Genomic DNA, 25,693 nt, shown 5'->3' on the forward strand with positions numbered 1-25,693 from the left:
GGCGGCGTCTCAGCCTTGCCGTCGGGTTGCAGCGTATCTTTGACCAGCTCGGTCTGAAAACCGGCTCGAGCCTGCGAGAGATCGATATCGCTCAATGGATAGTGCGCGCTAACGGCGGATGTCCCGGCGGCGAACAGCCCCGCCGCCAGCAGAATGGGTTTCAAGTTGCTATAAATCACTGCAATATTCCTTTTGTCGTCAAATAGCCTGACTACCACTGTGTCATGCGGTGTGTGGTTAAACCGGTGAGGAGAAGGGAATGATAAAGAAGCGGAACGCGCGGAATGGCGTCCCGCCAAGGCTTCAGGCGCGTTTACAGCGCCTTTCTGATACCGGTAATTCGGCACCACTCTTCTTTTTCCGCCACAGGATCCAGCGTGAACTTATCCTGATAGGCTTCTGATACGTTCGCGGCCTGTGTCGCTAGCACGCCGGAGAGGCCCAGATGACCACCCGCATTAGGTAATGCGCCGATCAGCGGAGCCAGTTCCCGCAGAGGGCCTGCCAGTATGTTGGCGACGACGACGTCGGCGGAAAGCGCTTCCGGCTGGTCTTGCGGCAGGTACAGCTCCAGACGCTCGGACACGCCATTGCGCTGGGCATTATCGCGGCTGGCCTGAATGGCCTGCGGGTCGATATCGATGCCGATGGCGCGGGCGGCGCCCAGCTTCAGCGCCGCGATGGCCAGAATGCCGGAGCCACAGCCGAAGTCGATGACGGTTTTCCCTTGCAGGTCGAGACCGTCCAGCCATTGCAGGCACAGCGCGGTGGTAGGATGCGTGCCGGTGCCGAAGGCCAGACCGGGGTCCAGCATCACGTTGACCGCCTCCGGATCGGGGATATCACGCCAGCTGGGGCAAATCCACAAGCGCTTGCCGAACTGCATCGGATGGAAATTATCCATCCATTCACGTTCCCAGTCTTTATCTTCTAACTGCTCGATTTTGTGTTTGAAACCCGCGCCCAGCAGCGGTTCCTGTTCCAGGATCGCGACGACGGCCTTCATGTCGGTCTCGGCGTCGTACAGACCGATCACGTCGGTATCGCCCCACAGGCGCGTTTCGCCCGGCAGCGGCTCGAACACCGGCGTGTCATGAGTGTCCTGAAAGGTGACGGACACCGCGCCGCTTTCGACCAGCGCGTCTCCCAGGGGTTCGGCATGTGCGCCGGAAGTATTAATTTTGAGTTGAATCCACGGCATAACGGCCTCTTACTTAACGTCGGATGAAGTAACGGCGGCGGGCGCGGCGTGCCCGAACCGGTTACCAATAATAAATGCCAGCAGGCTTAATGCCAGTGCGGGGACGATCGGATGAAATCCGCCCCATTGGATCTTGAAGCTGGCCAGCAGGGTATAACAGAGCGCACCCCCTATCATGGCGCACAGCGCGCCCGTCGCGTTGGCGCGTTCCCAGTACAGTCCCAGTACCAGCGGCCACAGGAACACGGCCTCCAGTCCGCCGAACGCCAGCAGATTGAGCCAGATAATCATTTCAGGCGGTCGCCAGGAGGCCAGCAGCACCAACAGTCCCAGCACCAGCGTGGTCAGGCTGGACAGGTGTTTGATGTATCTTTCGTTGCTGGCCCGCTGAGGGCGGACGCTGAGATACAAATCTTTGACGATGGTGGCCGATGCCTGCAGCAAATGCGCATTGATGTTGGACATAATCGCCGCCATCGGCGCCGCCAGAAAAATACCGGCGGCCAGCGGAGGCAGAACGGCGATCATCAGCTCAGGCAGAACCTGGTCGGGGATAGTGAGGTTGGGCAGAATCGCTCTCCCCAATGCTCCTGCCAGATGCATGCCGAGCATCAGAACGGTAATGACGAGGGTGCCGATGATGATGCCGCGGTGCAGCGCTTTACTGTCCCGATAGGAGATACAGCGTACCGCCGTGTTCGGCAGGCCGATAACGCCAAAGCACACCAGCAGCCAGAACGAGGTCATGAACGGTCCGGACAGCACATCGCCGGGACCGTGCGGAGAGACCAGCGCCGGGTCGATATGACGCAGTTTTTCCACTGCGACGGGCAGGCCGCCCGCGGCATAAATCACGCCGACCACCAGCAGCAACGTCCCCACCAACATCACGATGCCCTGCATGGCGTCATTGAGCACGCTGGCCCGGAAGCCGCCGAAAGCGGTATACAGCGCGATGGTGACGCCGAAGATCAACAGCCCGGTGTCATAAGGAATGCCGACCGCGGTTTCGAGCAGACGAGCCCCGCCGATAAACTGTACGGCCATGGCGCCGATGAAGGCGACCAGAAGACTGAGGCTGGCGAACCAGACCAGCAGCCGACTGCCGTAGCGGGCGTATAACATATCGTTGAGCGTGATCGCGTTATAGCGCCGCGCCAGAATCGCGAACTTTTTTCCCAGAATGCTGAGCGAGAGCAGCATGGTCGGCNCCTGGATCATCGCCAGCAGTACCCAGCCAAGTCCATATTTATAAGCGGCGCCGGGACCGCCGATGAAAGAGCTGGCGCTCACGTAGGTCCCAATCAATGTCATGGCCAGCACGAAGCCGCCCATCGATCGGTTGCCGAGAAAATATTCACGCAGGAAATTGCCTTGCTGGCGGCGGGTATAGGCGTAAACGGACAGCCCGAAGACCAGCAGCAGGTAGGCGATCAGCGGAATGACGATCTGGCTATGCATCCTCATCCTCCAGCGAGATATCGCGGAACAGATGGCGGACCATCAGCCAGCATAGAATGATGAAGGCCAGCGGCAGCAGCAGGCACGACATCTCGAACCAGTGCGGCAGTCCGGTGATGCCGGATTCGTTACCTGGCAGATACGCGGCGGCAATCCACAGCAGCAGGTAACCCAGCGTCAGGCCGAGCGCCCAGCGCGCTTCCCGGTGTGCCTGAAGAAAACGTTTATCCATCTTGTTATACAACCCAATTGGTATTCATCAGTAAGCGTGTGCAAAACAGGGGATTTTACGGTATGTGAGCGCATTGCCTAGCAGGAATTCACGTTCAGGTGCGGATAGCTGGAGATAAACCGGTGCGTTTCTGAATGCGGGAAGGATGCAGAAAAAGCAGTAATCGACTGAATACTCGTTATTTTTATCTTTTATCACGGGGGCGAAAAGACAAGGCCGGTCGACTGCCTGAAAGCGATCGACCGGCCTTTATCTCGTCTGCGGCGTGTTACTGCAGGCCGAGTTTCTTCTCCAGATAGTGGATGTTGGTGCCACCATGCTGGAAGTTTTCGTCGTTCAGGATCTTCAACTGCAGCTCGATGTTCGTCTTGATGCCGTCGATGATCAGTTCCGCCAGCGCATTACGCATACGGGAGATCGCCACGTCGCGGCTTTCGCCATAGGTAATCAGCTTGCCGATCATGGAGTCGTAATAAGGAGGCACGGTATAGCCTGCATAGATGTGCGATTCCCAACGAACGCCAAAACCGCCCGGCGCGTGGAAACGCGTGATTTTNCCCGGACTAGGCAGGAAGGTGTTGGGGTCTTCCGCATTGATACGACACTCGACCGCATGGCCGCGGACATGCACTTCTTCCTGTTTGATCGACAGCGGCAGACCGGCGGCGATGCGCAGCTGCTCTTTGATCAGGTCCACGCCAGTGACCATTTCGGTGACGGGATGTTCCACCTGAATACGGGTGTTCATTTCTATGAAATAGAATTCGCCGTTTTCATACAGGAATTCGAACGTACCGGCGCCGCGATAGTTGATGTCCACGCAGGCCTTGGCGCAGCGTTCGCCGATGTAACGGCGCAGTTCGCTGGTGATGCCCGGCGCTGGCGCTTCTTCCAGCACTTTCTGGTGGCGACGCTGCATGGAGCAGTCACGCTCAGCCAGATAGATCGCCTGGCCCTGACCGTCCGCCAGTACCTGAATTTCCACGTGGCGTGGGTTTTCCAGGTATTTTTCCATGTAGACCATATCGTTGTTGAACGCGGCCTTGGCTTCCGCCTTGGTCATGGAAATGGACTGTTCCAGCTCTTTATCGCTGCGGACGACGCGCATACCGCGTCCGCCGCCGCCGCCGGAAGCTTTGATAATCACCGGGTAACCGATGCGTTTAGCAAAGGCGCGGTTCTTTTCCATATCGTCGCCCAGAGGACCATCGGAACCAGGAACGCAGGGAACGCCGGCTTTTTTCATCGCGCTGATCGCGGACACTTTATCGCCCATCAGGCGAATGGTGTCAGCGCGAGGGCCGATAAAGATAAAGCCGGAGCGCTCAACCTGTTCGGCGAAGTCGGCGTTTTCGGACAAGAAGCCGTAACCGGGGTGGATGGCCACCGCGCCGGTAATTTCAGCGGCGGAGATCAATGCGGGAATGTTCAGGTAGCTTTTGGTGGACGGCGCAGGGCCGATGCACACCGTTTCGTCAGCCAGCAATACGTGTTTCAGGTCGCGATCCGCCGTGGAGTGCACGGCGACGGTTTTGATGCCCAGCTCTTTGCAGGCACGCAAAATACGCAACGCGATCTCACCACGGTTAGCGATAACAATTTTATCTAGCATGGTACGCCCCGTTATTCGATGACAACCAGCGGCTCGTCAAATTCAACCGGTTNACCGCTTTCCAACAGAATGGCTTTCACCACGCCTGCTTTATCTGCTTCGATTTGGTTCATCATTTTCATGGCTTCGACGATGCACAGCGTATCGCCGACGTTAACCTGCTGGCCGACTTCCACAAACGCTTTCGCTTCCGGGCTTGGCGTACGGTAGAACGTCCCTACCATCGGCGAACGTACGATGTGACCGCTGATTGCGGCGGGNGCTGCGGCGACTTCGGCTACCGGCGTTTCGGCCACGGTAGCGGTCAGTGCAGGCTGAGGCTGCATCGGCGCATAGGCCTGCTGCATCATCGGATAGGGCTGTGCAGCGGGGGAACGGCTGATGCGTACTGACTCTTCACCTTCGGAAATTTCCAGTTCGGCGATGCCGGATTCTTCAACCAGTTCAATCAGTTTCTTGATTTTACGAATATCCATGAATGGGGTTCCGTACTCTTGTTAATTGGAAATTGACAGGCGTTTTACGGCCGTCTGTAAAGCGTAGCTATAACCATCTGCACCCAGGCCACAAATGACCCCGACTGCCACATCGGACAGATAGGAGTGGTGGCGGAAGGGTTCACGCGCATGCACGTTAGACAGATGAATTTCGATAAAGGGGATGGCGACCGCCAGCAGCGCATCCCGCAGCGCAACGCTGGTATGGGTATACGCCGCTGGGTTGATCAGAATGAAGTCGGTGTTGCCTCTGGCCTGATGAATGCGGTCGATCAGCGTGTGCTCTGCGTTGGACTGCAGATGCGACAGCTGAACGTTCAGCGCCAGTGCTTCTTGTTCCAATCCGTTAACGATTTCCGTCAACGTGGTACGGCCATACTTCTCAGGCTCGCGGGCGCCCAGAAGATTCAGATTCGGACCGTTCAAAAGCAAAATGTTGAACTTATCTACCATTATGCTGCTATCTCCCGCGATTCGCTTGGTGCTGCACAAAATAGCGCGAAGCTATTCGTTTGTCACCTTTCTAGGCGCAAATTGTCCGATGCCTAAAAACAAAGTCGTGCATTATAATCATTTCGTTGCAATTAGCAGCCATATAGTGGCTTTATCTGCGGAGATATTCATCTCAGCTTCCTTTCCGCCCCGTTTCGGCGCTTTTATCACACCGCTAGACCCCGGAGCTTCAGCGCCACCACTGGCGAAATTTTTTATAACGCATCAGTAACAAAATGAGGGCGAGAAGAGTATAGAAAATAGGTTGCGGAGACAACGTTTTAACCGACCAAATGTAGTGGATAGGGGCAAGAATAGCGACGAGATAAAGCGTGTTATGCAATTTTTGCCAGCGAGATCCCAACTTGCGCATCATGGCCTGCGTGGACGTCAGCGCCAGCGCCAGCAGGAATATCCAGCTGACAATGCCGAGCGTGAGATAGGGGCGGGAGAAAAGCTCGCTGACCAGCAGCGAAAGGTGACTGAGTCCCCATTCCAACAGCGCGTAGCTCGTCAGATGCAGCGTCGCCCAGGCGAAGCACCACAGGCCGACGGGCCGTCGACAGCGGATTAGCAGCGGCTGTTTGCCATAGCGCGCCAACGGCGCTATCGCCAGGGCGGCCAATAGCCATTTCAGCGCGATTCTGCCGGTAAAATGCTGGATATCCTTCGCCGGATCGGCGCTCAGCCATCCCTGGTTCGCGGTCAGAAACAGCCACAGTAGCGGCAATATTCCCGCCAGATGAATCAGTACCTTAATCCAAAACAGGTGTCGGGGGTGCAAACGCATTCGACGCTGACTCCACGTGTTGGGCTCGAATAATTTAGAAGTTCGCCCGCAAATCCAGACCGCGGTACAACGAGGCCACCTCGTCTGCATACCCGTTGAACAGCAGGGTCGGTTGCCGCTGCACATCGAGAATACCGCCCGCGCCGATCACCCGTTCCGTCGCCTGCGACCAGCGTGGATGGTCCACGTGCGGGTTCACGTTGGCATAAAAACCATATTCGTTCGGCGCCGATAAGTTCCAGGNCGAGGGAGGTCGTTCGTGCGTGAAGCGGATTTTCACGATGGATTTAATGTTTTTGAATCCGTATTTCCACGGCGCCATCAGCCTCAGCGGCGCGCCGTTTTGCGGCGGCAGCGTTTTGCCGTAAACGCCCACGGCCATCAGCGTCAGCGGGTTCATCGCTTCATCCATCCGCAGCCCTTCGACGTAAGGGTAATTCAGTCCCCCGCCGATAAAGCTGTCCTTTTGTCCCGGCATCTGTTCAGGATCGTAGAGCGTCTGAAACGCGACATAGCGCGCGTTGCCGGTAGGATTNGCGAATGCGATAAGTCGAGAAAGCGGAAAGCCGATCCAGGGCACAACCATCGACCAGGCCTCAACGCAGCGGAATCGATAGATGCGTTCTTCCAGCGGGAAGCGCTTGAGAATGTCGTCCATATCCAGCGTGATGGCTTTGGCGACTTCGCCGTCGATCTCGATTTTCCAGTCTTCGGTTTTCAGGCCGCCCGCGTTGGCCGCCGGGTCCGCCTTATCCAGTCCGAACTCGTAAAAGTTGTTGTAACCGATGACTTTGTCTTCCGGCGTGAGCGGCAGATCCAAGCGCCAGTTCGGCGGCTGATTGAAGGTCAGCGGTTTGCCCGGCGGGGCTTTAGGCCTTTCTCCGCCTTTGAGCCAGGACAGCAAGTCCGCCTGCGCGGACAGCGGTAACGAGAGGGCTGCGGTGGAGATGCCCAGAAACTTCAGCAGTTGGCGACGCTGGTGGAACAGGGCTTCCGGCGTGACATCTGCTTCGGTCGGCGTGCGATTTTTTTTCATGGTATTCCGCCTTTATGCCTGTGTGGTGACTCGATGCGCGGCGTTCAACTGGTGTACCACGGTATGGCTTGGGCCTATTTCTGTCGGCGTGATGGGCGCGGCCGTAAGAAAAGGGGGGCGAACTCCGCGAGTCAACGGGGTTATATCCGGTGTCTCTAAACCGTTTGCGCACGGCTCATCGTCAAAGGGATCGCTAGCAGGGTCCAAATGAGGCGGTTCTTAATATATAGATGATTCCGCCGCGGAGAGATTCCGTGCAATAAAGAAAATTTTTCTCTGTCTGAGCGTCATGCGAAGAGACCACCCGAATAGGGATGGTCTAAAAAGAATAGCCCTGGCGGGTTTAACGCAGCTTCACCAGAGTACGGCCCGTCACCCGGTTAGCGATGAGATCGGCGGCGGCGGCGGGCACCTCTGTCAACCGGATCTCTTTGACGACCTGGTGATAGAACGAGGCGGGCAGCAGTTCGGCCAGCCGTTCCCAGGCCTTTTGTCGGCGCGGCGGCGGCGCCATGACCGAATCCACGCCCTGTAGCCGCACGTTGCGCAGAATGAACGGCATGACGGTCGTCGGCAGCGCGATGCCTCCGGCCAGACCGCAAGCGGCGACCGTTGCGCCATAATTCATCTGCGCCAGCAGGGTCGCCAGCACGTTATCACCCACGGTATCGATAGCGCCGGCCCAGCGCTGTTTCTCCAGTGGACGCGGCGCGGTGGTAAATTCCTGTCGGTCGAGCACCTGNCCTGCGCCCAGTTGCCGCAGGTAATCGGCGTTTTCCGTCCGTCCGCTCAGCGCGGTCACCTGATACCCTAGCGCATGAAGCAGCGCAATGGCGGTGCTGCCCACGCCGCCGCTGGCGCCGGTGACGATAATCTCGCCGTCTGCAGGCGTGACGCCGCCTTCTTCCAATGCCATGACGCACAGCATGGCGGTAAATCCTGCGGTGCCAATGATCATGGCCTGACGTGTCGAGAGTCCTTCAGGCAGCGCGACCAGCCAGTCGCTTTTCACCCGAGCCGACTGCGCGAGTCCGCCCCAATGATTCTCCCCGACGCCCCAGCCGGTCAGAATCACGGACTGCCCGACGACGAAAGCGTCGTCGTCGCTGCGGTGTACGGTTCCCGCGAAGTCAATGCCGGGTATCATGGGAAACTGGCGGACAATTTTTCCTTGGCCTGTGATAGCCAGCGCATCTTTATAGTTGATGCTCGACCAGGATACATCGACGGTCACGTTCCCTTCCGGCAGTTGCGTCGGGTCGATGGTGCGGACTTCAGGCACCGTTTTACCCTGGTGCTGTTCGAGAATCAGAGCCTGCATTGCATTACCTCCTTATCAGAGATCGAACAAATGGGTAGAGGGAAGTCAGGTAATGACTATATTGGTAATAGACATGACATGCACTGATAAACCGCAAGGAGCAGGCGGCTGTGCCGCTGCCGCATTTATTCGGTTATAAGGCCTAGGAGTAAAAGACCCAAGGATGAGATTGACCACCAAACTTTCCATGCTGATGACGACGCTGACCCTGTTGGCGATTGCGCTAATGTTCGTCAGCAGTATCTCCAGCTTCATTTACTACAGCCAGAAACGCATGGAGCACCAACTTAAAGCGGTGGCGACCAGCGTCGATCAGGCCCTGCTGGCGAACTCGCCCAGCGAGATCGCAGCGTGGCTGCCGCCGGTGATGAGGAGCCTGGGGATCGTCGAGCTGGAGATCCAGCAGGGGCAGGACAGCAGCGATGTCGTCAGCCTGCGGGAAGACAAGCCCGATGACCGGACGATTATGTATCGCCGGGCGCAGATGTCGCTCATGCAGCATCCCAATATTTCGCTGAAAATGATCTACGTCGATCCGCTGATGGGCTCCCCCCGTTATCTGTTTTCGTTTCTGTCCGTCATGGCGGTGATGCTGGTGATGTCGATCGCCATCTTTTATGCCGTGCGCTGGCTGCGGCGGCAGATGGCTGGGCAGGAGCGGCTTGAAGCGCGCGCGGAGCGCATTCTCTACGGCGACAGCGAAGTGGTGCCGTCCGGCTCTGGTCGCGAATGGCCGGTCAGCGTCAGCGGCGCGCTCGACAAGCTGTTGGGCGATCTGGTGGAAGCACGGGAAGCCAAAGGTCGAGTGGATACACTGATCCGCGCCTTTGTCGCACAGGATGCGGAAACCGGTTTAAATAACCGGTTTTTCTTCGATAACCAACTGGCGACACAGCTGGAAGATCCGGAGTCCGTTGGCACTCACGGCGTGGTGATGATGGTCCGACTACCGGATTTCGACACGTTGCATGGCACTCACGGTTATGACAGCTCGCTGGCGGAATACTGCACGGCCCTGATTAATCAGCTTGCTTTGTTCGTTCACCGCTATCCGGCTGTGCTGGTGGCCCGCTATCACCACAGCGATCTCGCGGTGCTGCTGCCGCATCGAACGTTGAAGGAGGCGGAAGGCGTCGCGGCGCAGATGGTGCGGGACGCTGAGCGCCTGCCCGCGCCGTCTTGCATTGATAAAGACGATATTTTGCATATTGGCATCTGCGCCTACCGCGGCGGTCAGCGGGTGGATCAGGTGATTGAGAATGTGGAAGACGCAACCCGTCATGCCGTATTGCAAGGTGGCAGCGGCTGGTGCGTTTTTGACCGTCGCGTGCCGGAAAAAGGACGGGGGAGCGTGAAGTGGCGCACGTTGCTGGAAGACACGCTGTCGCGCGGCGGCCCGCGTCTCTACCAAAAACCGGCAATCACCAGTGAAGGCAGGGTGCATCACTACGAGCTAAGCAGCCGTATCGACGATGGCACGCAGGAATTACTGGAAGCAGAGTATATGCCGCTGGTGCGCCAGCTCGGTCTCACCGCCAGCTACGAACGGTTGCTGGTGACCCGCACGCTCGCGCTGATAGCGGGTGATACCGACGTTACGCTGGCAATCCCTATTACCGTGGATTCCCTGCTACAGCCTTCATTCCTGAGGTGGTTATGCGAAGCGCTGCAACAGAGTGCTCACGAACAGCGTTCTCGTCTGCTGCTGGAACTGGCCGAGGCCGACGTGTGTCAGTACCTCGGCCGTTTGCGTCCGGTGATTGCCGAACTGACCGGGCTGGGCTGTCGGTTGGTGGTGGCGCAGGCTGGTCTGACGCTGGTGAGCAGCGACTATATCAAGTCACTGCCGGTCGAGGTGATCAAACTGCATCCGGCGTTGGTGCGCGGGGTCGATCAGCATCCGGAGAACCAGCTATTGATCCACAGCCTGACCGAAGCCTGCGTCGGTACGAAGACGCGCGTTTGCGCCGTCAGCGTTCGTACCCGCGAAGAGTGGCTGACGTTATTGGATAAGGGGGTTCGCGGTGGTCAGGGCGCATTGTTTGCCAACTCGGCGTCCGTCGGGAATACGCTGAAAAAATATTCACAGCAGTTCCATGTTTAATATGAATGTCCGGCCCGATTTAGCGTAGAATGAGCGCGCCGTGGAGAGCATGTCGTTACTGCTGATATCACCGCGAAAATGTTAGATTTTATGTCCGTTGTCGGCGCAAATTTTCGGGATTGTGCGCGGCCAGTCTAGATGCCGCCTGAGGGTACCCCCCTCCATGAGTTTCGTGCCTAACCCAAATTTGTGCGGCATACGTCTTTTTCACCGTAGCAGAGCCTGTTCGCGCCTTGTCGCTGCTGCGTGTGGTTGGTAAAGNAGGCGGATTTTATTTATTTCCGCCCCCAGCTTGCAGGATTATCCTTTAGTTATGTTTAAGAAATTTCGTGGCATGTTTTCCAACGACTTGTCCATCGACCTGGGTACCGCCAATACCCTGATTTATGTAAAAGGACAGGGCATTGTATTGAACGAACCTTCCGTGGTGGCGATTCGCCAGGACCGCGCGGGTTCTCCGAAAAGTGTTGCCGCAGTAGGCCATGACGCCAAACAGATGTTGGGCCGTACGCCGGGCAATATCGCGGCTATCCGTCCAATGAAGGATGGAGTGATTGCCGATTTCTTCGTGACTGAGAAAATGCTGCAGCACTTTATCAAACAGGTGCATAGCAACAGCTTCATGCGCCCCAGCCCGCGCGTGTTGGTCTGTGTTCCGGTCGGTGCGACTCAGGTTGAACGCCGCGCGATCCGTGAATCCGCACAGGGTGCGGGTGCGCGCGAAGTGTTCCTGATTGAAGAACCTATGGCGGCGGCTATCGGCGCGGGGCTGCCGGTATCTGAAGCGACTGGCTCCATGGTGGTGGATATCGGTGGCGGTACCACGGAAGTGGCGGTGATCTCCCTGAATGGCGTGGTCTACTCCTCTTCGGTCCGCATTGGCGGCGACCGCTTCGACGAAGCCATCATCAATTACGTTCGCCGTAACTACGGATCGCTGATCGGCGAAGCGACGGCGGAACGCATCAAGCACGAAATCGGCTCCGCCTACCCGGGCGACGAAGTCCGTGAAATTGAAGTGCGCGGCCGTAACCTGGCTGAAGGGGTACCGCGTGGCTTCACGCTGAACTCCAACGAAATTTTGGAAGCCCTGCAGGAGCCGCTGACCGGCATCGTCAGTGCGGTCATGGTCGCACTGGAACAATGCCCGCCAGAGCTGGCGTCCGACATTTCCGAACGCGGCATGGTGCTGACCGGCGGTGGCGCTCTGCTGCGCAACCTGGACCGTCTGCTGATGGAAGAGACCGGCATTCCAGTGGTGGTCGCGGAAGATCCGCTGACCTGCGTTGCGCGTGGCGGTGGTAAAGCGTTGGAAATGATCGACATGCATGGCGGCGATTTGTTCAGCGAAGAATAATCCGGCCTGCCAGAAATAAAGAAGGGGGAAACCGTATGGATGAAGGTTTGTTGTGTTCATCCCGTCTGGTTGCCCCCTTTTTCATTGTCGAGGAATACGCCATTTTATGAAGCCGATTTTTAGCAGGGGTCCCTCCTTGCAACTGCGACTTTTTCTAACCGTCATCACCGCCATTGTCATCATTATTGCTGACAGTCGGCTCGGTACGTTTGTCAAAATCCGCACTTATATGGATACCGCCGTCAGCCCGTTCTATTTTCTGGCGAATGGTCCGCGCGCGGCGTTGGACAAGGTCTCGGCCAAGCTGACCTCCCGGGAACAGCTGGAGCGCGAGAACGCGGCGCTGCGCCAGGAGCTGTTATTGAAGAACAGCGACCTGTTGCTGCAAGGACAGCTCAAGCAGGAGAACGCGCGGCTACGCGAACTGCTGGGCTCTCCGTTGCGGCAGGATGAACACAAGATGGTGACGCAGGTCCTCTCCGCCGGTATCGACCCTTACAGCGATCAGGTTGTGATCGACAAAGGCGCCGTCAACGGCGTGTATGAAGGCCAGCCGGTCATCAGCGATAAAGGCGTTGTCGGACAGGTGATCGCCGTCGGACAACTGACCAGCCGCGTGTTGCTGATTTGCGATGCTTCTCACGCACTGCCGATCCAGGTGCTGCGTAATGACATCCGCTTGATTGCCGCGGGCAACGGCTGCACGGAAGATTTGCAATTGGAGCATTTGCCGAACAATACCGATATCCGTGTCGGAGATGTGCTGGTCACCTCCGGTCTGGGGGGACGCTTCCCCGAAGGCTATCCCGTGGGCGTCATTTCTTCGGTGAAAGTCGACACTCAACGTGCCTATACGGTCATCCAGGCGCATCCCACGGCGGGACTGCAGCGTTTGCGCTATCTTCTCCTATTGTGGGGAGGGGATAACGACGCCCACGCCGCCATTTCTCCGCAGGAAGTGCAACGAGTAGCGAACGAACGCCTGATGCAGATGATGCCGCACGTGCTGCCGTCTCCTGACTCGATGGGACCGCCGGCGCCCCCGGCGAACGTGGCTTCTCCGACGGATAGCGCTCCTGCGGGCGGTCGCGCGCCGAGGGGCGAGCAATGAATCGTTATCGTCGCAACGGCAACGGGATTATCTGGCTGTCGTTCCTGATAGCACTGGTGCTGCAAATTATGCCGTGGCCGGATGACATCTATATGTTCCGCCCCTCCTGGCTGACGTTGTTCCTGATTTACTGGGTGATGGCGCTGCCGCACCGGGTAAATGTGGGAACCGGCTTCATTCTTGGGATCATCACCGATCTGATTCTTGGAGCGACGCTGGGCGTGCGCGCGTTGGGACTGAGCATCGTGGCCTATCTGGTGGCGTTTCGCTTCCAGCTCTTCCGCAACATGGCGCTGTGGCAGCAGGCCTTGATCGTCATGCTGCTGTCGCTGTTGTTGGATCTGTTGGTCTTCTGGGCAGAGTTTTTGGTTCACGACGTGACGTTTCGTCCGGAAGCGCTATGGAACTGCGTGGTCGATGGTGCGTTGTGGCCGTGGCTGTTTTTATTGATGCGGAAAATCCGCCGTCAGTTCACCGTACAATAGAGGTCGTGCATGACAGCACTGTATTTAGCGTCATCGTCTCCCCGGCGTAAAACTCTTCTGGAGATGTTGGAGATCCCGTTCGTGACGCTGACGGCTGACGTGGAAGAGCAGAGACGGCCTGGCGAAACGCCGGAACACTACGTGAGTCGTCTTGCGCAGGATAAAGCGGCGGCGGGCGTGGCCGTCGCGCCGCAGGATCTCCCTGTGCTCGGCGCGGACACCATCGTGGTTCTGGAAGGCGATGNGCTGGAAAAACCACGCGACGAGGCGCACGCCGCCGAGATGCTGCGGACGCTGTCCGGCCGTCGGCATCAGGTGATGACGGCCATAGCACTGGCCGATAAAGAAAAAACATTAAGTCAACGTGTGGTCACCGAAGTGGTTTTTCGGCGGCTCTCAGAACAGGATATCGTTAGCTACATTGCCAGCGGTGAACCCATGGATAAAGCCGGCGCCTATGGTATCCAGGGCAAAGGCGGGTGCTTCGTAAAATCCATTGCGGGAAGTTACCACGCTGTTGTGGGACTGCCGCTGGTGGAAACCCTTGACTTGTTCAGCCGATTTGCCGAACTGCGTACAGCAAGAGGAACCCATGACCGCTGAGTTACTGGTAAACATTACACCTTCAGAAACGCGCGTCGCTTACATTGACAACGGCACGATGCAGGAAATTCACATCGAGCGCGAAGCCAAGCGCGGCATCGTCGGCAACATCTATAAAGGGCGGGTCAGCCGCGTGCTGCCCGGCATGCAGGCGGCGTTTGTCGATATTGGTCTGGATAAGGCGGCTTTTTTGCACGCCTCCGACATCATGCCGCATACCGAATGCGTGGCGGGCGACGAACAGAAAAACTTCCACGTCCGCGACATTGCGGAGTTAGTGCGTCAGGGACAAGATCTCATGGTGCAGGTGGTCAAGGACCCCTTGGGCACCAAAGGCGCGCGTCTGACGACGGACATCACACTGCCTTCGCGCTATCTGGTCTTCATGCCGGGCGCCTCGCACGTCGGCGTCTCCCAGCGTATCGAAAGCGAAACTGAACGTGAGCGCCTCAAACGTATCGTTTCCGCCTACTGTGACGAACAGGGCGGATTCATCATTCGCACCGCCGCCGAAGGCGTGGGCGAGCAAGAGCTGACGGAAGACGCCGCTTTCCTGAAACGCCTGTGGGCCAAGGTGATAGAGCGTAAAAAGCGCAATAAAACCCGTTGCCAGCTGTATGGCGAACTGGCATTGGCGCAGCGTATCCTGCGGGATTTCGCCGGCGCGGAGTTGGATCGCATTCGCGTCGACTCTAAGCTGACCTTCGACTCTCTGGTGGAGTTCACCTCCGAATATATCCCCGAGATGGCCAGTAAGCTGGAGCTTCATGCGGGTAAGCAGCCGATTTTCGACCTCTACGATGTGGAGAACGAGATTCAACGCGCGCTGGATCGCAAGGTGGAGCTAAAGTCAGGCGGCTATTTAATCATCGATCAGACCGAGGCGATGACGACGATTGATATCAACACCGGCGCCTTCGTCGGGCATCGCAATCTGGATGAAACCATCTTNAATACCAATATCGAAGCGACGCAGGCGATAGCCCGCCAGCTGCGACTACGTAATCTGGGCGGCATCATCATCATCGACTTTATTGATATGAGCAACGAAGACCATCGTCGCCGCGTGCTGCATTCGCTGGAGCAGGCGCTCAGTAAAGATCGGGTAAAAACCAGTATTAGCGGTTTCTCTCAACTAGGATTAGTGGAGATGACCCGTAAGCGTACCCGTGAGAGTATCGAGCACGTATTGTGCAGCGGCTGCCCCACCTGTCACGGTCGCGGGACGGTGAAAACGGTTGAGACCGTCTGCTACGAAATCCTGCGTGAAATAGTGCGCGTACACCATGCTTACGATTCCGACCGCTTCCTGGTTTACGCCTCGCCGCGTGTTGGCGAGGCGCTGAAAGGCGAAGAGTCCCATGCTCTGGCCGAGGTGGAAGTCTTCGTCGAGAAGCAGGTCAAAGTCCAGATCGAACCCCTGTACAGTCAGGAGCAGTTCGACGTAGTGATGATGTAATACAGACGGCGTGTGAATACCGGCGGCCGGCGATAGCGGAAAACGCAGAGTCGACGCGGTGCGGAGACGGCATATCTGACAGCCTCGCTGCCGGTGATGGACAACAAGGAGACATGCGTGAGGCGACTGCCCGGAATCTTACTTGCTACGGGAGCCACCCTTATTGTACTGGTTGCGCTGGGGGTCAGTGGACTGAGGCTTGTCATGCCGCATCTGGACGATTTGAGGCCGAGGCTGGTGGCTTGGGCGCAGTCAATCTCCGGGACTTCCATCGAGGTCGCGGGTCTTCACGGCAGCTGGGAGCCGTTCGGCCCCACGCTGGAAATCAACCATATTCGCATTCAGCATCCGGATGCTGACTGGCAGTCCGAACGGGTCACGCTGGCGCTGGATGTGTGGCAATCCTTGCTTCATCTGCGCTGGCAGTTCCGCGATCTGACCTTTTACCAGATGCAGCTGGACATCAAACATCCCCTCAATTTTTCGCAAAAAAATAACGATAGCGGCTGGCAGGCAAATCAAGTGGCCGACCTGTTTCTNCGGCAGTTCGACCGCTTCGATTTGCGCGACAGCCATATCACCTTTTTGACGCCCTCCGGCCCGCGAGCCGAACTATTTATTCCCCAACTCACCTGGCTAAATGGCCACAACCGCCATCGCGCCGAGGGGCAAATCAGCCTGTCGAGTTTTAACGGACAGCATGGCGTGGTGCAGATGCGCATGGATTTGCAGGACGATCAGGGATGGCTGAATGACGGCACACTTTATCTGCAAGCCGATGATATCGACATGAAGCCCTGGCTGAGCCGCTGGTTGCGAAGGAATACCGGTCTGGAGAATGCGGACTTTAGTCTGGCGACCTGGCTGCATGTGCGTAACGGCGAGATCGCCGGGGGCGACATTCTGCTGAATAAAGGGACGGCGGGCTGGCGCGACGGCAAAGAGACCCATCGCATCAGCGTCGACAGTATGATGCTGCAGGCTAGTCGACAGGATAGCGGCTGGCAGTTGACCATCCCAACATTGAATGTTGCGACGGACGGGCAGGACTGGCCTCAGGCGGCCGTCTCCGCGCTGNGGCTTCCTGCCGATAAGCCGGTCGATGGCGAGGCGCTACAGGGCGAACTGCGAGTTCGCAGCGGCAGTTTGGCGCTGGAGCGTTTTACGCCGCTATTGCCCTTGCTCTCTTCCGCGATGCCAGAGCTGAAAACACGCTGGCAGGCGTTGCAGCCAAAAGGCCAACTGACCACGCTGGCGCTGGATATTCCGCTGGCGACGCCGCAGGACAGTCGCTTTCAGGTGGGTTGGCAAGATGTCAGCTGGCAGCCCTGGCAGATGCTACCGGGCGTTGACCATTTTTCCGGTACGGTGAGCGGAAGCGTGGGAAGCGGTCAGGTGCATCTTCAACTGAAACAAAGCACGTTGCCTTATCCAGGCATGTTCCGCGCGCCGCTGGAAATGGCGAAGGTGGAAGGGAACCTGTATTGGCGGAGCGACGACCAAGGGTGGACGCTATGGTCGAAGGGGTTGGACGTCCAGGCCAAATCGCTCTGGGCCAACGGCGATTTTGACTACCATCATCCCGCGCAGGGTGAGCCGCAGCTGAATATTCTCGCCGGGCTGCGTTTAAGCGATGGGGCGGAGGCGTGGCGTTATTATCCCGAACATTTTATGGGAAAAAGTCTGGTCAATTACCTCAGTCAGGCGGTGCAGGGCGGCTCGGTAGACAACGGCACCCTGATATTTTCCGGCAACCCATCGCACTTTCCCTTTGCGCATCATGATGGACAGTTTCAGGTGTGGGTGCCGCTGAAAAACGCCAAGTTCGGCTTTCAGCCCGGCTGGCCCGCATTGGACAGTGAAAATATCACGCTCAATTTCCTGAATAACGGGCTGTGGATGAATGCGCCGCAGGCGCGGCTCGGCAATGTTAAAGGCCGGAACATCGATGCCGCGATCCCCAACTTTCAGCAGGAGCTGCTGCTGATAAATGGCGACCTGAACGGCAGTGGCAAAGATGTGAGTGATTACTTCATGCAGACGCCGCTGAAATCCACGCTGGGAACGACGCTGCAACAATTGCAGATCGGCGGTAACGTGGCCAGCACGCTGCATTTGTCTATCCCGCTGAACGGTAAGCAGGTACGGGCGAGCGGCGAGGTCACGATGAATGACAATAGCCTGTTCATCAAACCGCTAGGCGTCACGCTGCGCCAGCTCAACGGTCGCTTCAGTTACGACAACGGTAATTTGAAGAGCGAGCCGTTGCAGGCCAGCGTATTCGGCCAGCCGCTGACCGCCAGTTTCACCACGGAAGAGCAGGAAAACGCGTTTCAGGTCAATGTGGATCTGCTGGGGAGCGTACAACCGGCGCGGCTGCCGGGCTTACCTGCCGACGTCGTGAGTGCGTTGGGCGGCAACGCGACGTGGAAAACACAAGTGGGCGTGACGCTGCCGCACAAGGGCGGCGTCACCTACGATATCAACGCCCAGGCCGACCTGAAAGAAGTAAGCAGTCACTTACCTTCTCCGCTCGACAAGGCCGCAGGCAAAGCGCTCCCGGTCCAGCTGAGCGCTAAAGGCGATCTGCGCGGCTTTACGGTACAGGGCGTGTTGGCGAAAAGTCAGCGATTTAACAGCCGTTGGCTGCTGAAGAAACAGTCGGTCGTGTTGGCACAGGCTGTCTGGCAGAACGGCGGTAAAAATATGCCGGCTCTGACCGGCGAGGACGGCATCACGCTGCATCTCCCGGAGCTTGACGGCGAACGCTGGCTGGGGCTGCTGTCCGGCGCGAAGTCCGGCCTGGGGTCGGGAGGCGGCGGACTTTCGCTCCCGGCGCGCGTCACCGTGACGACGCCGCAGTTGACGCTGGCGGGCCAGCAATGGCGCGATCTGGCGCTGAGCGCGTATTCCACTGCGGGCGGCACCGCGGTGACGGCGCGCGGCCGCGAGATCGACGGACGCCTGGAAATCCCGCGTACCGGCGTGTGGCGGAGCGACGTGCGCTATCTTTACTACAACCCTCAATGGTCCGGGAGCGCGGCTTCCCAGACGTCGGGCAAAGCTTCCGCGCCCTTTACCATCACCAACGAAACTTTTGCCGGGTGGCCTACGCTACAGGTGAACTGCACCGAATGTTGGGCGATGGGACAAAATCTGGGCCGGATTCAGGCTCTGTTGGTGCCTGAGAGAAACAAAATTTCGATCCGCCACGGGCTGGTGGATGACGGCAAGGCGCGTTTGACGATCGACGGCAGCTGGCAGCAGGCCGAGGGGGGAAGCCGCACTTCGCTGAAAGGCGTGCTGTCCGGCGATAGCCTGACGGAGAGCGCCGAGTGGCTGGGCATTGCCACGCCGCTGCGGGGTGAGTCATTCAACATCGATTATGATCTTTACTGGCATGGCGAGCCGTGGTCTCCGGACGTGCCCACGCTTAGCGGTATCCTGCAGACGCATCTTGGCAAAGGGGAAATCACCAGCGCGAGCAGCGGGTCGGCCGGGCAACTGCTGCGCCTCATCAGCTTCGATGCGCTGCTGCGCAAATTGCAGTTCGACTTCAACGATACCTTTAACAAAGGCTTCTATTTCGACAGCATCCGCAGCTCCGCCTGGATTAAGTCCGGCGTGCTGCATACCGATAATCTGTTGGTCGACGGGCTGGAGGCGGACATCGCGATGAGCGGCGATGTCGATCTGGTGAAGCGGCAGATCAACATGGAAGCCACGATCGCGCCGGAGCTGTCCGGTACGGTCGGGGTGGCCGCGGCTTTTGTGGTCAATCCCGTCGTCGGCGCGGCGGTATTTGCCGCCAGCAAAGTGCTGGCGCCGCTGTGGAATAAATTTTCCCTGATTCGTTACCATATTTCCGGTAGTGTGGATCAACCGAAGATTCAGGAAGTTCTGCGCGAAAAGCAGAAAGCCCGCGCGGCGACATCCGGCCAGTAAGGGCGGTATGTTTATCTGATTACCTTGACATTAAGAGTGACATCCTATGAGTCTGACGTTAGTCAGTGAGCAATTNCTCACAGCCAACAAGCTGAGCCTAAACGATTTAAACGCCATTCTGGAGACGCTGAATGCGCGTCGTCTGGACTATGCCGATCTCTATTTCCAATCCAGCTACCATGAGTCTTGGGTATTGGAAGATCGCATCATCAAAGACGGGTCCTACCATATCGATCAGGGCGTGGGGATCCGGGCCGTCAGCGGCGAAAAAACGGGGTTCGCCTACGCCGACCAAATTACCTTGAACGCCCTGCAACAAAGCGCTCAGGCGGCCCGCAGTATTGTAAGAGAACAGGGCGACGGACGCGTGCATGCTCTTGGCGAGTCGGCGCATCGCGCGCTGTATCCGAGCCAGAACCCGCTAGATAGCCTGACGCGGGAAGAGAAAATCGCCCTGTTGCAACGCGTGGACGCCACCGCGCGTGGGGAAGACGCCCGCGTGCAGGAAGTCAGCGCCAGCCTGACCGGTGTGTATGAGCTGGNGCTGGNGGCGGCAACCGATGGCACGCTGGCGGCGGATATCCGTCCGCTGGTGCGCCTGTCCGTCAGCGTACTGGTGGAACAGGACGGCAAGCGTGAACGTGGCTCCAGCGGCGGCGGCGCGCGTACCGGTTACGACTATTTCTGGCAGTCTGTGGACGGCGAAGCGCGGGCGGAAGCCTGGGCGAAAGAAGCCGTACGTATGGCGCTAATCAACCTTTCCGCCGTCGCGGCCCCTGCGGGGTCGATGCCCGTCGTGCTGGGCGCGGGCTGGCCGGGCGTGCTGCTGCATGAAGCGGTCGGTCACGGTCTGGAAGGCGACTTCAATCGTCGCGGTACCTCCGTATTCAGCGGCCAGATAGGCAATCTGGTGGCATCTGAACTCTGTACCGTGGTGGATGACGGCACGATGGAAGGCCGTCGCGGCTCGCTGGCGATGGACGATGAGGGCGTTCCGGGTCAGTACAACGTGCTGATCGAGAACGGNGTATTGAAAGGTTACATGCAGGACAAGCTCAACGCCCGCCTGATGGGCGTCGCGCCGACCGGCAACGGTCGCCGTGAGTCCTATGCGCATCTGCCGATGCCGCGCATGACCAACACTTACATGCTGGACGGGAAATCCACGCCGGAAGAAATTATCGCCAGCGTCGACTACGGCCTGTATGCGCCGAACTTCGGCGGCGGTCAGGTGGACATCACCTCCGGCAAGTTCGTGTTTTCCACGTCGGAAGCCTATCTGATCGAAAAAGGTCGCATCACCAAGCCGGTCAAAGGCGCGACGCTGATTGGTTCCGGTATCGAAGCCATGCAGCAGATCTCTATGGTGGGCAACGATCTCTCGCTGGATATGGGCGTCGGCGTTTGCGGTAAAGAAGGCCAGAGTCTGCCGGTCGGCGTCGGTCAGCCGACGTTGAAGCTGGACAGCCTGACGGTAGGCGGCACGGCTTAATCACCCTCCGTTCTCCTCCGTCGTCTCGGCGTGCTGTCAGGGCGCCGCCGGCGGAGGCGTCTCCTGGCGATATCCTTGATAGGTCAGCGCCACCTTTTTGAAGTACTCCGTCAGATAATTAATGCACACCTGCACCTTCAACGGCAGATGATCCTTGCGCGTGTATAACGCATAGACCGGCCGCGGATCGGAATGGTAGTGGGAAAACAGAATCTCCACCTCACCGCGTTTAATCTCCTCAAGGACCCACATCAACGGCACATGCGAAATGCCCGCGCCGTGCTTGAGCCAGCGGATTAGCGTCTGGGAATCATTGGTGACGAAACGCCCCTGCGGCTTCAGACGCGTCGTCAACCCTTCCGGCGAGATCAGCTCGAATTCGCTGTCGGGCCGCACGCTGTATTCCAACCAGGAAAAGTTGTCGATGTCAGACAGTTTCTCTGGCGCGCCGTTCTGCGTCAGGTAGCTTTTGGCGGCGCAGACCACCATCGGCATCGAACCCAGACGGGTGGAAAACAGACTGGAGTCCTGCAGCGCCCCTACGCGAATCACGATGTCCAGACCGTCGGCGATCAAGTCCGGCGCGGGGATGCCGCTGACCAGATTGACGGACAGCCCCGGATACTCCTTCAGCATTTCCGCCGTCATCGTCGCCAGGACGTTTTGAGCCATGGTCGAGGTGCTGCCGATACGCAGCGTACCGATCGGCGTGTTGGTAAACGCATACAGCTGATCGTGAACTTCATGCGCTTCGACCAACATGCGACGGCAGCCGTGGTAATAGATTTTTCCCGCCTCGGTCAGCCCGATGCTGCGCGTACTGCGGTTCAGCAGCTTCACCTGCAACGCATTTTCCAGCTTGGTTACCGTTTGGCTGACGGCGGAGACGCTCATTTTCAACTGCCGGGCGGCGGCGGTAAATGAACCGAACTCCACCACTTTGGCGAAGACGGTCATGCTTTTTAATCGTTCCATTATTAAGCCTGGCTTAAAAGTGATTTAGATCACGCTGGGTAGATAAGGTCATAATAAACATCCATAATAAGGCGTGTCTAAACAGGAAGCGCGGTGTTCTCCTCGCCGGATTCCTGCCTTTGTTACCTCAATGAATGAAAAAGTAACCGCTTCATCATACCGATCATTCGTTATGTGTGTTCTTCATTATTGTTATCAGTCTTGCTGTGTCTTCCCCTCGCCCGCAGTCAATGGCTGCGGGCGGAGGTTTTTTTTGGTTATTTGCTATGCTGCTTACAGGGCGTATTACGCATCAGAGTGAGAGATAAGAAAAAGATGAATTCGCTTCCGGTCATGGTTCTGTTCGGCCTGTCGTTCCCGCCGGTATTTTTTGTCCTGCTGGTCTCGCTGGCGCTGTTTTATATTTGTCTCCGTCTGCTGCAGCCGACCGGGATCTACGATATCGTCTGGCATCCTGCGCTGTTCAACACCGCGTTGTTCTGCTGTCTGTTTTATCTGCTTTTCCGTTTCGGTCTTTGAGGTCGTTGTGAATACATCCGCTCTGACAATCTATCTGAAAAAATTTGCTCGCATCGCCATTACGCTGGTGTTGGTCCTGTTGGCCATCATGGCGATTGTGCGGGTGTGGGCGTTCTACACCGAGTCCCCCTGGACGCGCGACGCGCGATTCACCGCCGATATCGTCGCTATCGCGCCCGACGTCAGCGGACTGCTGACCGCCGTCAACGTCCACGATAACCAATTGGTCAAGAAAGGCGACATCCTGTTCGAAGTCGACAGACCTCGCTATCAGCAGGCGCTGGCCGAAGCGCGGGCGAACGTCGAATATTATCAATCGCTGGTCGTTGAGAAAAAACGGGAAGCAGGCCGTCGTCTGAAGCTCGGGACGCAGGCGCTGTCGCGCGAAGAAATCGAACAATACGGCAATACGCTGGAAACCACGAAACATCAGTTGGCGCAAGCACAGGCCGCGCTGGAACTGGCGCAGCTCGACCTGGATCGCACCGTCGTCCGCGCTCCGTCGGAGGGTTGGGTGACCAACCTGAATTTGCAGGTCGGTGAATTTATTACCCGCGGCGCGACCGTGGTCGCGCTGGTGAAAAAAGATTCTTATTACCTGTGGGCGTATATGGAAGAGACCAAGCTGGGCGGCGTTCGTCCCGGCTTACGGGTGGAAATCACGCCGCTCGGCAGCAACCGCATTTTGTACGGCACCGTGGATAGCGTGGCGGCGGCGGTGACTAACAGCAATATCACCACCGACAGCAGCGGTTTGGCGACGGTCGNCTCCAATCTGGAGTGGGTGCGGTTGGCGCAGCGGGTGCCGGTGAAGATTCGGTTGGACCAACAGATGGGTAACCTCTACCCGGCGGGTACCACTGCGACGGTCGTGGTCACAGGGGAAAAAACGGAGCATACAAAATCCATGTCGCCGATGTTGAAACTGATGCACCGGCTGCGCGNGTTCGGGTAAAGCGCCGCCATGTTCAATTTCCCCGGATTCATCCGGCTGCGGTTTGCCTTCAAGCTGAGTTTCGCGATCCTGCTTTCGCTCATGCTCGGTTTTTATATGCAGCTTGAAACCCCGCGCTGGGCGGTGCTGACCGCCGCGATCGTGGCCGCCGGCCCCGCCTTCGCCGCCGGCGGGGAGCCATTTTCGGGCGCTATTCGCTATCGTGGGCTGCTGCGTATCCTGGGCACATTTATCGGCTGTATCGGGGCGCTGGTCATTATTGTCAGTACGGCGCGCGCGCCGGTCGTGATGCTGATGCTGAGCTGTCTGTGGGCGGGAGCCTGCGTATGGATCTCCTCGCTGGTGCGGGTGGAAAACTCCTACGCTTTTGGGCTGGCCGGCTATACCGCGCTGATTATCGTTGTGACGACGCAGAGTACGCCGCTTCAGGCGCCGCAGTTCGCCGTCGAACGCTGCAGCGAGATCGTGCTCGGCATCATGTGCGCTATCCTGGCGGATCTGCTGTTCTCCCCGCGATCCATTAAACAAGATATCGATCGTGCGATGAAAGCGCTGCTGTTGGATCAGTTCCAGCTGTTGCAACGCTGCGTGTCCGGCGCCTCGAAAGAGGAGCTGGATGCTAACTGGCATGCGCTGGTGCGTAATACTCAGGCGCTGAACGGCATGCGCAGCCAGCTGCGCGTCGAGTCGTCCCGCTGGCAGAACAGCAACCTGCGCCTCAAAAGCATGGTGACGCAGTCCTGGCTGATGATCACCCAGGCCTGTGAAACCTACCTGATCCTGCAAGACACCCAGGCGCCTATCAATGGCGCGCTGGCCCTGATGTTGGAGCAGCCCGTGACGTCGTCGGAAGAGGGACGTCAGCGCTTACGCCAGCTGCGCTATCTGGTGGCCGTCAACGGCGCCAGCCTGCCGCCGTCGCTGGTCGGCTGGGTCGCGACGGCGACGCGTTACCATTTACTGATGCGGGGCGTGCTGAACAACGGTCGTATCAACCGCATTGAGGNGGATGCGCTGACGGCGGACGCAGCGGTCAAAGCTACGTCGGCAGAAACCCATCACGCCATGATCAACGGGGTGCGGACCTGGGCGGCCACCACATTGGGGTGCCTGTTCTGGCTGGCGACGGGATGGAATTCCGGCAGCGTCTGCATGGTGATGCTCGCCGTCGTCACCGCGCTGGCGATGCGCTTGCCCAATCCGCGCATGATGGCCAAGGATTTTCTGGTCGGGACGCTGTTCGCGCTGCCGCTCGGCTCCTTGATGTTTATGCTGGTGCTCCCCGCCACCCAGCAAAGTCAGCTATTGCTGTGTCTCAGCCTCGGCCTGATGGCGTTCTTTATTGGTATCGAGGTACAGAAGCGACGGCTGGGATCGCTGGCGTCGCTAGCGACGACCATCAATATTCTGGTGCTGGATAACCCGATGACCTTCGATATCGCACAGTTCCTGGACAGCGCCATTGGGCAAGTCATCGGTTGCTTCCTGGCTTATCTGGTCATTTTGCTGATTCGGGACAACTCGCTGGCCTGGACGGGACGGACGCTGATGAACCGCTTCGTTTTCGGCGCGGTGTCGGCATTGAACACGCGTCAGGAACGGCGGCAGGACAACTACCTGCCCGCGCTGTATCAATACCTGTTTCTGCTACTGAACCGCTTTCCGGGCGATATCGCCAAGTATCGGCTGGCGCTGTCGCTGATTATCGCGCATCAAGGGCTGCGGCAGCTGGATATCCCGGTTAGCGAAACGCTGGCGTCGCATCATCGGCGGTTGCGCGCAACCGCCGGTCGGGTGATCAAGGCGAAACAGGATACGGCGCGCAGCCGCTATTTCACACAGCTGCTGGAGGAGATGGACGCGTATCAGCAGGCTTTGTTGGACCACCGGGTAGCGGAAAAAACCATTGCGTCGGTCAGTCGCCTGATCGCGCTGCTGCGGCGAAATCAGCATGCTTTCATCGGCTAACGACGCCGGACACGCGCAGGCTCACCGTGCCGCCCGGCGGGCTATCTTTGTTTAGGTGGACGGTCTAATATCTTCCTT

At 58.1% G+C, this 25,693-nt stretch carries 21 protein-coding genes; 11 read left to right on the forward strand and 10 right to left on the reverse strand.

All coding sequences use genetic code 11. The features are described 5' to 3' along the window. Positions 1–313: 313 nt before the first annotated feature. From prmA to acuI, 9 genes are all read right to left on the reverse strand, one after another. Entirely contained in the window at positions 314–1,201 is an 888-nt protein-coding gene (gene prmA / locus RZ35_RS14520; RefSeq protein ID WP_026743971.1) for a 50S ribosomal protein L11 methyltransferase, read from the reverse strand. 9 nt (positions 1,202–1,210) lie between these two features. Then, positions 1,211–2,662, reverse strand: a complete 1,452-nt coding sequence (gene panF / locus RZ35_RS14525) for a sodium/pantothenate symporter (RefSeq protein WP_026743972.1) — start codon at positions 2,660–2,662, stop codon at positions 1,211–1,213. Next, a complete protein-coding gene (locus RZ35_RS14530; RefSeq protein WP_026743973.1) occupies positions 2,655–2,894 on the reverse strand; it encodes a YhdT family protein in 240 nt (79 codons plus the stop codon). Before RZ35_RS14530 ends, panF begins: the two co-directional genes overlap by 8 nt. 268 nt (positions 2,895–3,162) lie before the next feature. Further along, complete coding sequence (gene accC, locus RZ35_RS14535; protein WP_026743974.1) at positions 3,163–4,506, reverse strand: acetyl-CoA carboxylase biotin carboxylase subunit; 1,344 nt, start codon at positions 4,504–4,506, stop codon at positions 3,163–3,165. Between the two features lie 11 nt (positions 4,507–4,517). Next, positions 4,518–4,982 carry an acetyl-CoA carboxylase biotin carboxyl carrier protein gene (gene accB, locus RZ35_RS14540; RefSeq protein ID WP_026743975.1) on the reverse strand — a complete coding sequence of 155 codons (465 nt, stop codon included), beginning with the start codon at positions 4,980–4,982 and terminating at the stop codon, positions 4,518–4,520. Positions 4,983–5,003: 21 nt separating this feature from the next. Further along, entirely contained in the window at positions 5,004–5,456 is a 453-nt protein-coding gene (gene aroQ, locus RZ35_RS14545; protein WP_026743976.1) for a type II 3-dehydroquinate dehydratase, read from the reverse strand. 229 nt (positions 5,457–5,685) lie between these two features. Continuing rightward, positions 5,686–6,285, reverse strand: coding sequence for a protein-methionine-sulfoxide reductase heme-binding subunit MsrQ (gene msrQ / locus RZ35_RS14550; protein ID WP_026743977.1), 600 nt, complete (start codon positions 6,283–6,285; stop codon positions 5,686–5,688). A 34-nt stretch (positions 6,286–6,319) separates the two neighbouring features. Further along, a complete protein-coding gene (msrP, locus tag RZ35_RS14555; RefSeq protein WP_026743978.1) occupies positions 6,320–7,321 on the reverse strand; it encodes a protein-methionine-sulfoxide reductase catalytic subunit MsrP in 1,002 nt (333 codons plus the stop codon). Between the two features lie 343 nt (positions 7,322–7,664). Next, positions 7,665–8,642, reverse strand: coding sequence for an acrylyl-CoA reductase (NADPH) (gene acuI / locus RZ35_RS14560; RefSeq protein WP_026743979.1), 978 nt, complete (start codon positions 8,640–8,642; stop codon positions 7,665–7,667). Between the two features lie 163 nt (positions 8,643–8,805). Between acuI and csrD the strand changes: the two genes are divergently transcribed. From csrD to tldD, 8 genes are all read left to right on the forward strand, one after another. Next, on the forward strand, positions 8,806–10,746 hold the full coding sequence (gene csrD / locus RZ35_RS14565; protein ID WP_026743980.1) for an RNase E specificity factor CsrD: 1,941 nt from the start codon (positions 8,806–8,808) through the stop codon (positions 10,744–10,746). 313 nt (positions 10,747–11,059) lie between these two features. Beyond that, a complete protein-coding gene (gene mreB / locus RZ35_RS14570) occupies positions 11,060–12,103 on the forward strand; it encodes a rod shape-determining protein MreB (protein ID WP_003855260.1) in 1,044 nt (347 codons plus the stop codon). Positions 12,104–12,209: 106 nt separating this feature from the next. Continuing rightward, positions 12,210–13,214 carry a rod shape-determining protein MreC gene (gene mreC / locus RZ35_RS14575; protein ID WP_026743981.1) on the forward strand — a complete coding sequence of 335 codons (1,005 nt, stop codon included), beginning with the start codon at positions 12,210–12,212 and terminating at the stop codon, positions 13,212–13,214. Then, positions 13,211–13,699 carry a rod shape-determining protein MreD gene (gene mreD, locus RZ35_RS14580; RefSeq protein ID WP_026743982.1) on the forward strand — a complete coding sequence of 163 codons (489 nt, stop codon included), beginning with the start codon at positions 13,211–13,213 and terminating at the stop codon, positions 13,697–13,699. The genes mreC and mreD overlap by 4 nt, the downstream gene beginning before the upstream one ends. A 9-nt stretch (positions 13,700–13,708) precedes the next feature. Next, complete coding sequence (locus RZ35_RS14585; protein WP_026743983.1) at positions 13,709–14,302, forward strand: Maf family protein; 594 nt, start codon at positions 13,709–13,711, stop codon at positions 14,300–14,302. Next, positions 14,292–15,761: a ribonuclease G gene (gene rng / locus RZ35_RS14590; protein ID WP_026743984.1), complete on the forward strand. Its 1,470-nt coding sequence runs from the start codon at positions 14,292–14,294 to the stop codon at positions 15,759–15,761. Before RZ35_RS14585 ends, rng begins: the two co-directional genes overlap by 11 nt. A 117-nt stretch (positions 15,762–15,878) precedes the next feature. Then, positions 15,879–19,706: an AsmA2 domain-containing protein YhdP gene (gene yhdP / locus RZ35_RS14595; RefSeq protein ID WP_026743985.1), complete on the forward strand. Its 3,828-nt coding sequence runs from the start codon at positions 15,879–15,881 to the stop codon at positions 19,704–19,706. A gap of 46 nt (positions 19,707–19,752) precedes the next feature. Then, positions 19,753–21,198: a metalloprotease TldD gene (gene tldD, locus RZ35_RS14600; RefSeq protein ID WP_026743986.1), complete on the forward strand. Its 1,446-nt coding sequence runs from the start codon at positions 19,753–19,755 to the stop codon at positions 21,196–21,198. Between the two features lie 36 nt (positions 21,199–21,234). On the opposite strand, the gene aaeR is transcribed toward tldD, so the two are convergent. Next, on the reverse strand, positions 21,235–22,173 hold the full coding sequence (aaeR, locus tag RZ35_RS14605; protein ID WP_026743987.1) for an HTH-type transcriptional activator AaeR: 939 nt from the start codon (positions 22,171–22,173) through the stop codon (positions 21,235–21,237). A gap of 315 nt (positions 22,174–22,488) precedes the next feature. Here aaeR and aaeX point away from each other — a divergent pair, with 315 nt between their 5' ends. The 3 genes from aaeX (at position 22,489) to aaeB (ending at position 25,615) form a co-directional block, all read left to right on the forward strand. After that, positions 22,489–22,692 carry a p-hydroxybenzoic acid efflux pump operon protein AaeX gene (gene aaeX, locus RZ35_RS14610; RefSeq protein ID WP_026743988.1) on the forward strand — a complete coding sequence of 68 codons (204 nt, stop codon included), beginning with the start codon at positions 22,489–22,491 and terminating at the stop codon, positions 22,690–22,692. Between the two features lie 7 nt (positions 22,693–22,699). Next, the gene (aaeA, locus tag RZ35_RS14615; RefSeq protein ID WP_026743989.1) at positions 22,700–23,647 is read left to right on the forward strand and encodes a p-hydroxybenzoic acid efflux pump subunit AaeA; all 948 of its coding nucleotides are present in this window, start codon (positions 22,700–22,702) and stop codon (positions 23,645–23,647) included. Between the two features lie 9 nt (positions 23,648–23,656). Continuing rightward, positions 23,657–25,615, forward strand: a complete 1,959-nt coding sequence (aaeB, locus tag RZ35_RS14620) for a p-hydroxybenzoic acid efflux pump subunit AaeB (RefSeq protein WP_026743990.1) — start codon at positions 23,657–23,659, stop codon at positions 25,613–25,615. Positions 25,616–25,693 lie beyond the last annotated feature (78 nt).

It is taken from the genome of Lonsdalea quercina subsp. quercina (assembly GCF_000688655.1).
Classification (GTDB): domain Bacteria; phylum Pseudomonadota; class Gammaproteobacteria; order Enterobacterales; family Enterobacteriaceae; genus Lonsdalea; species Lonsdalea quercina.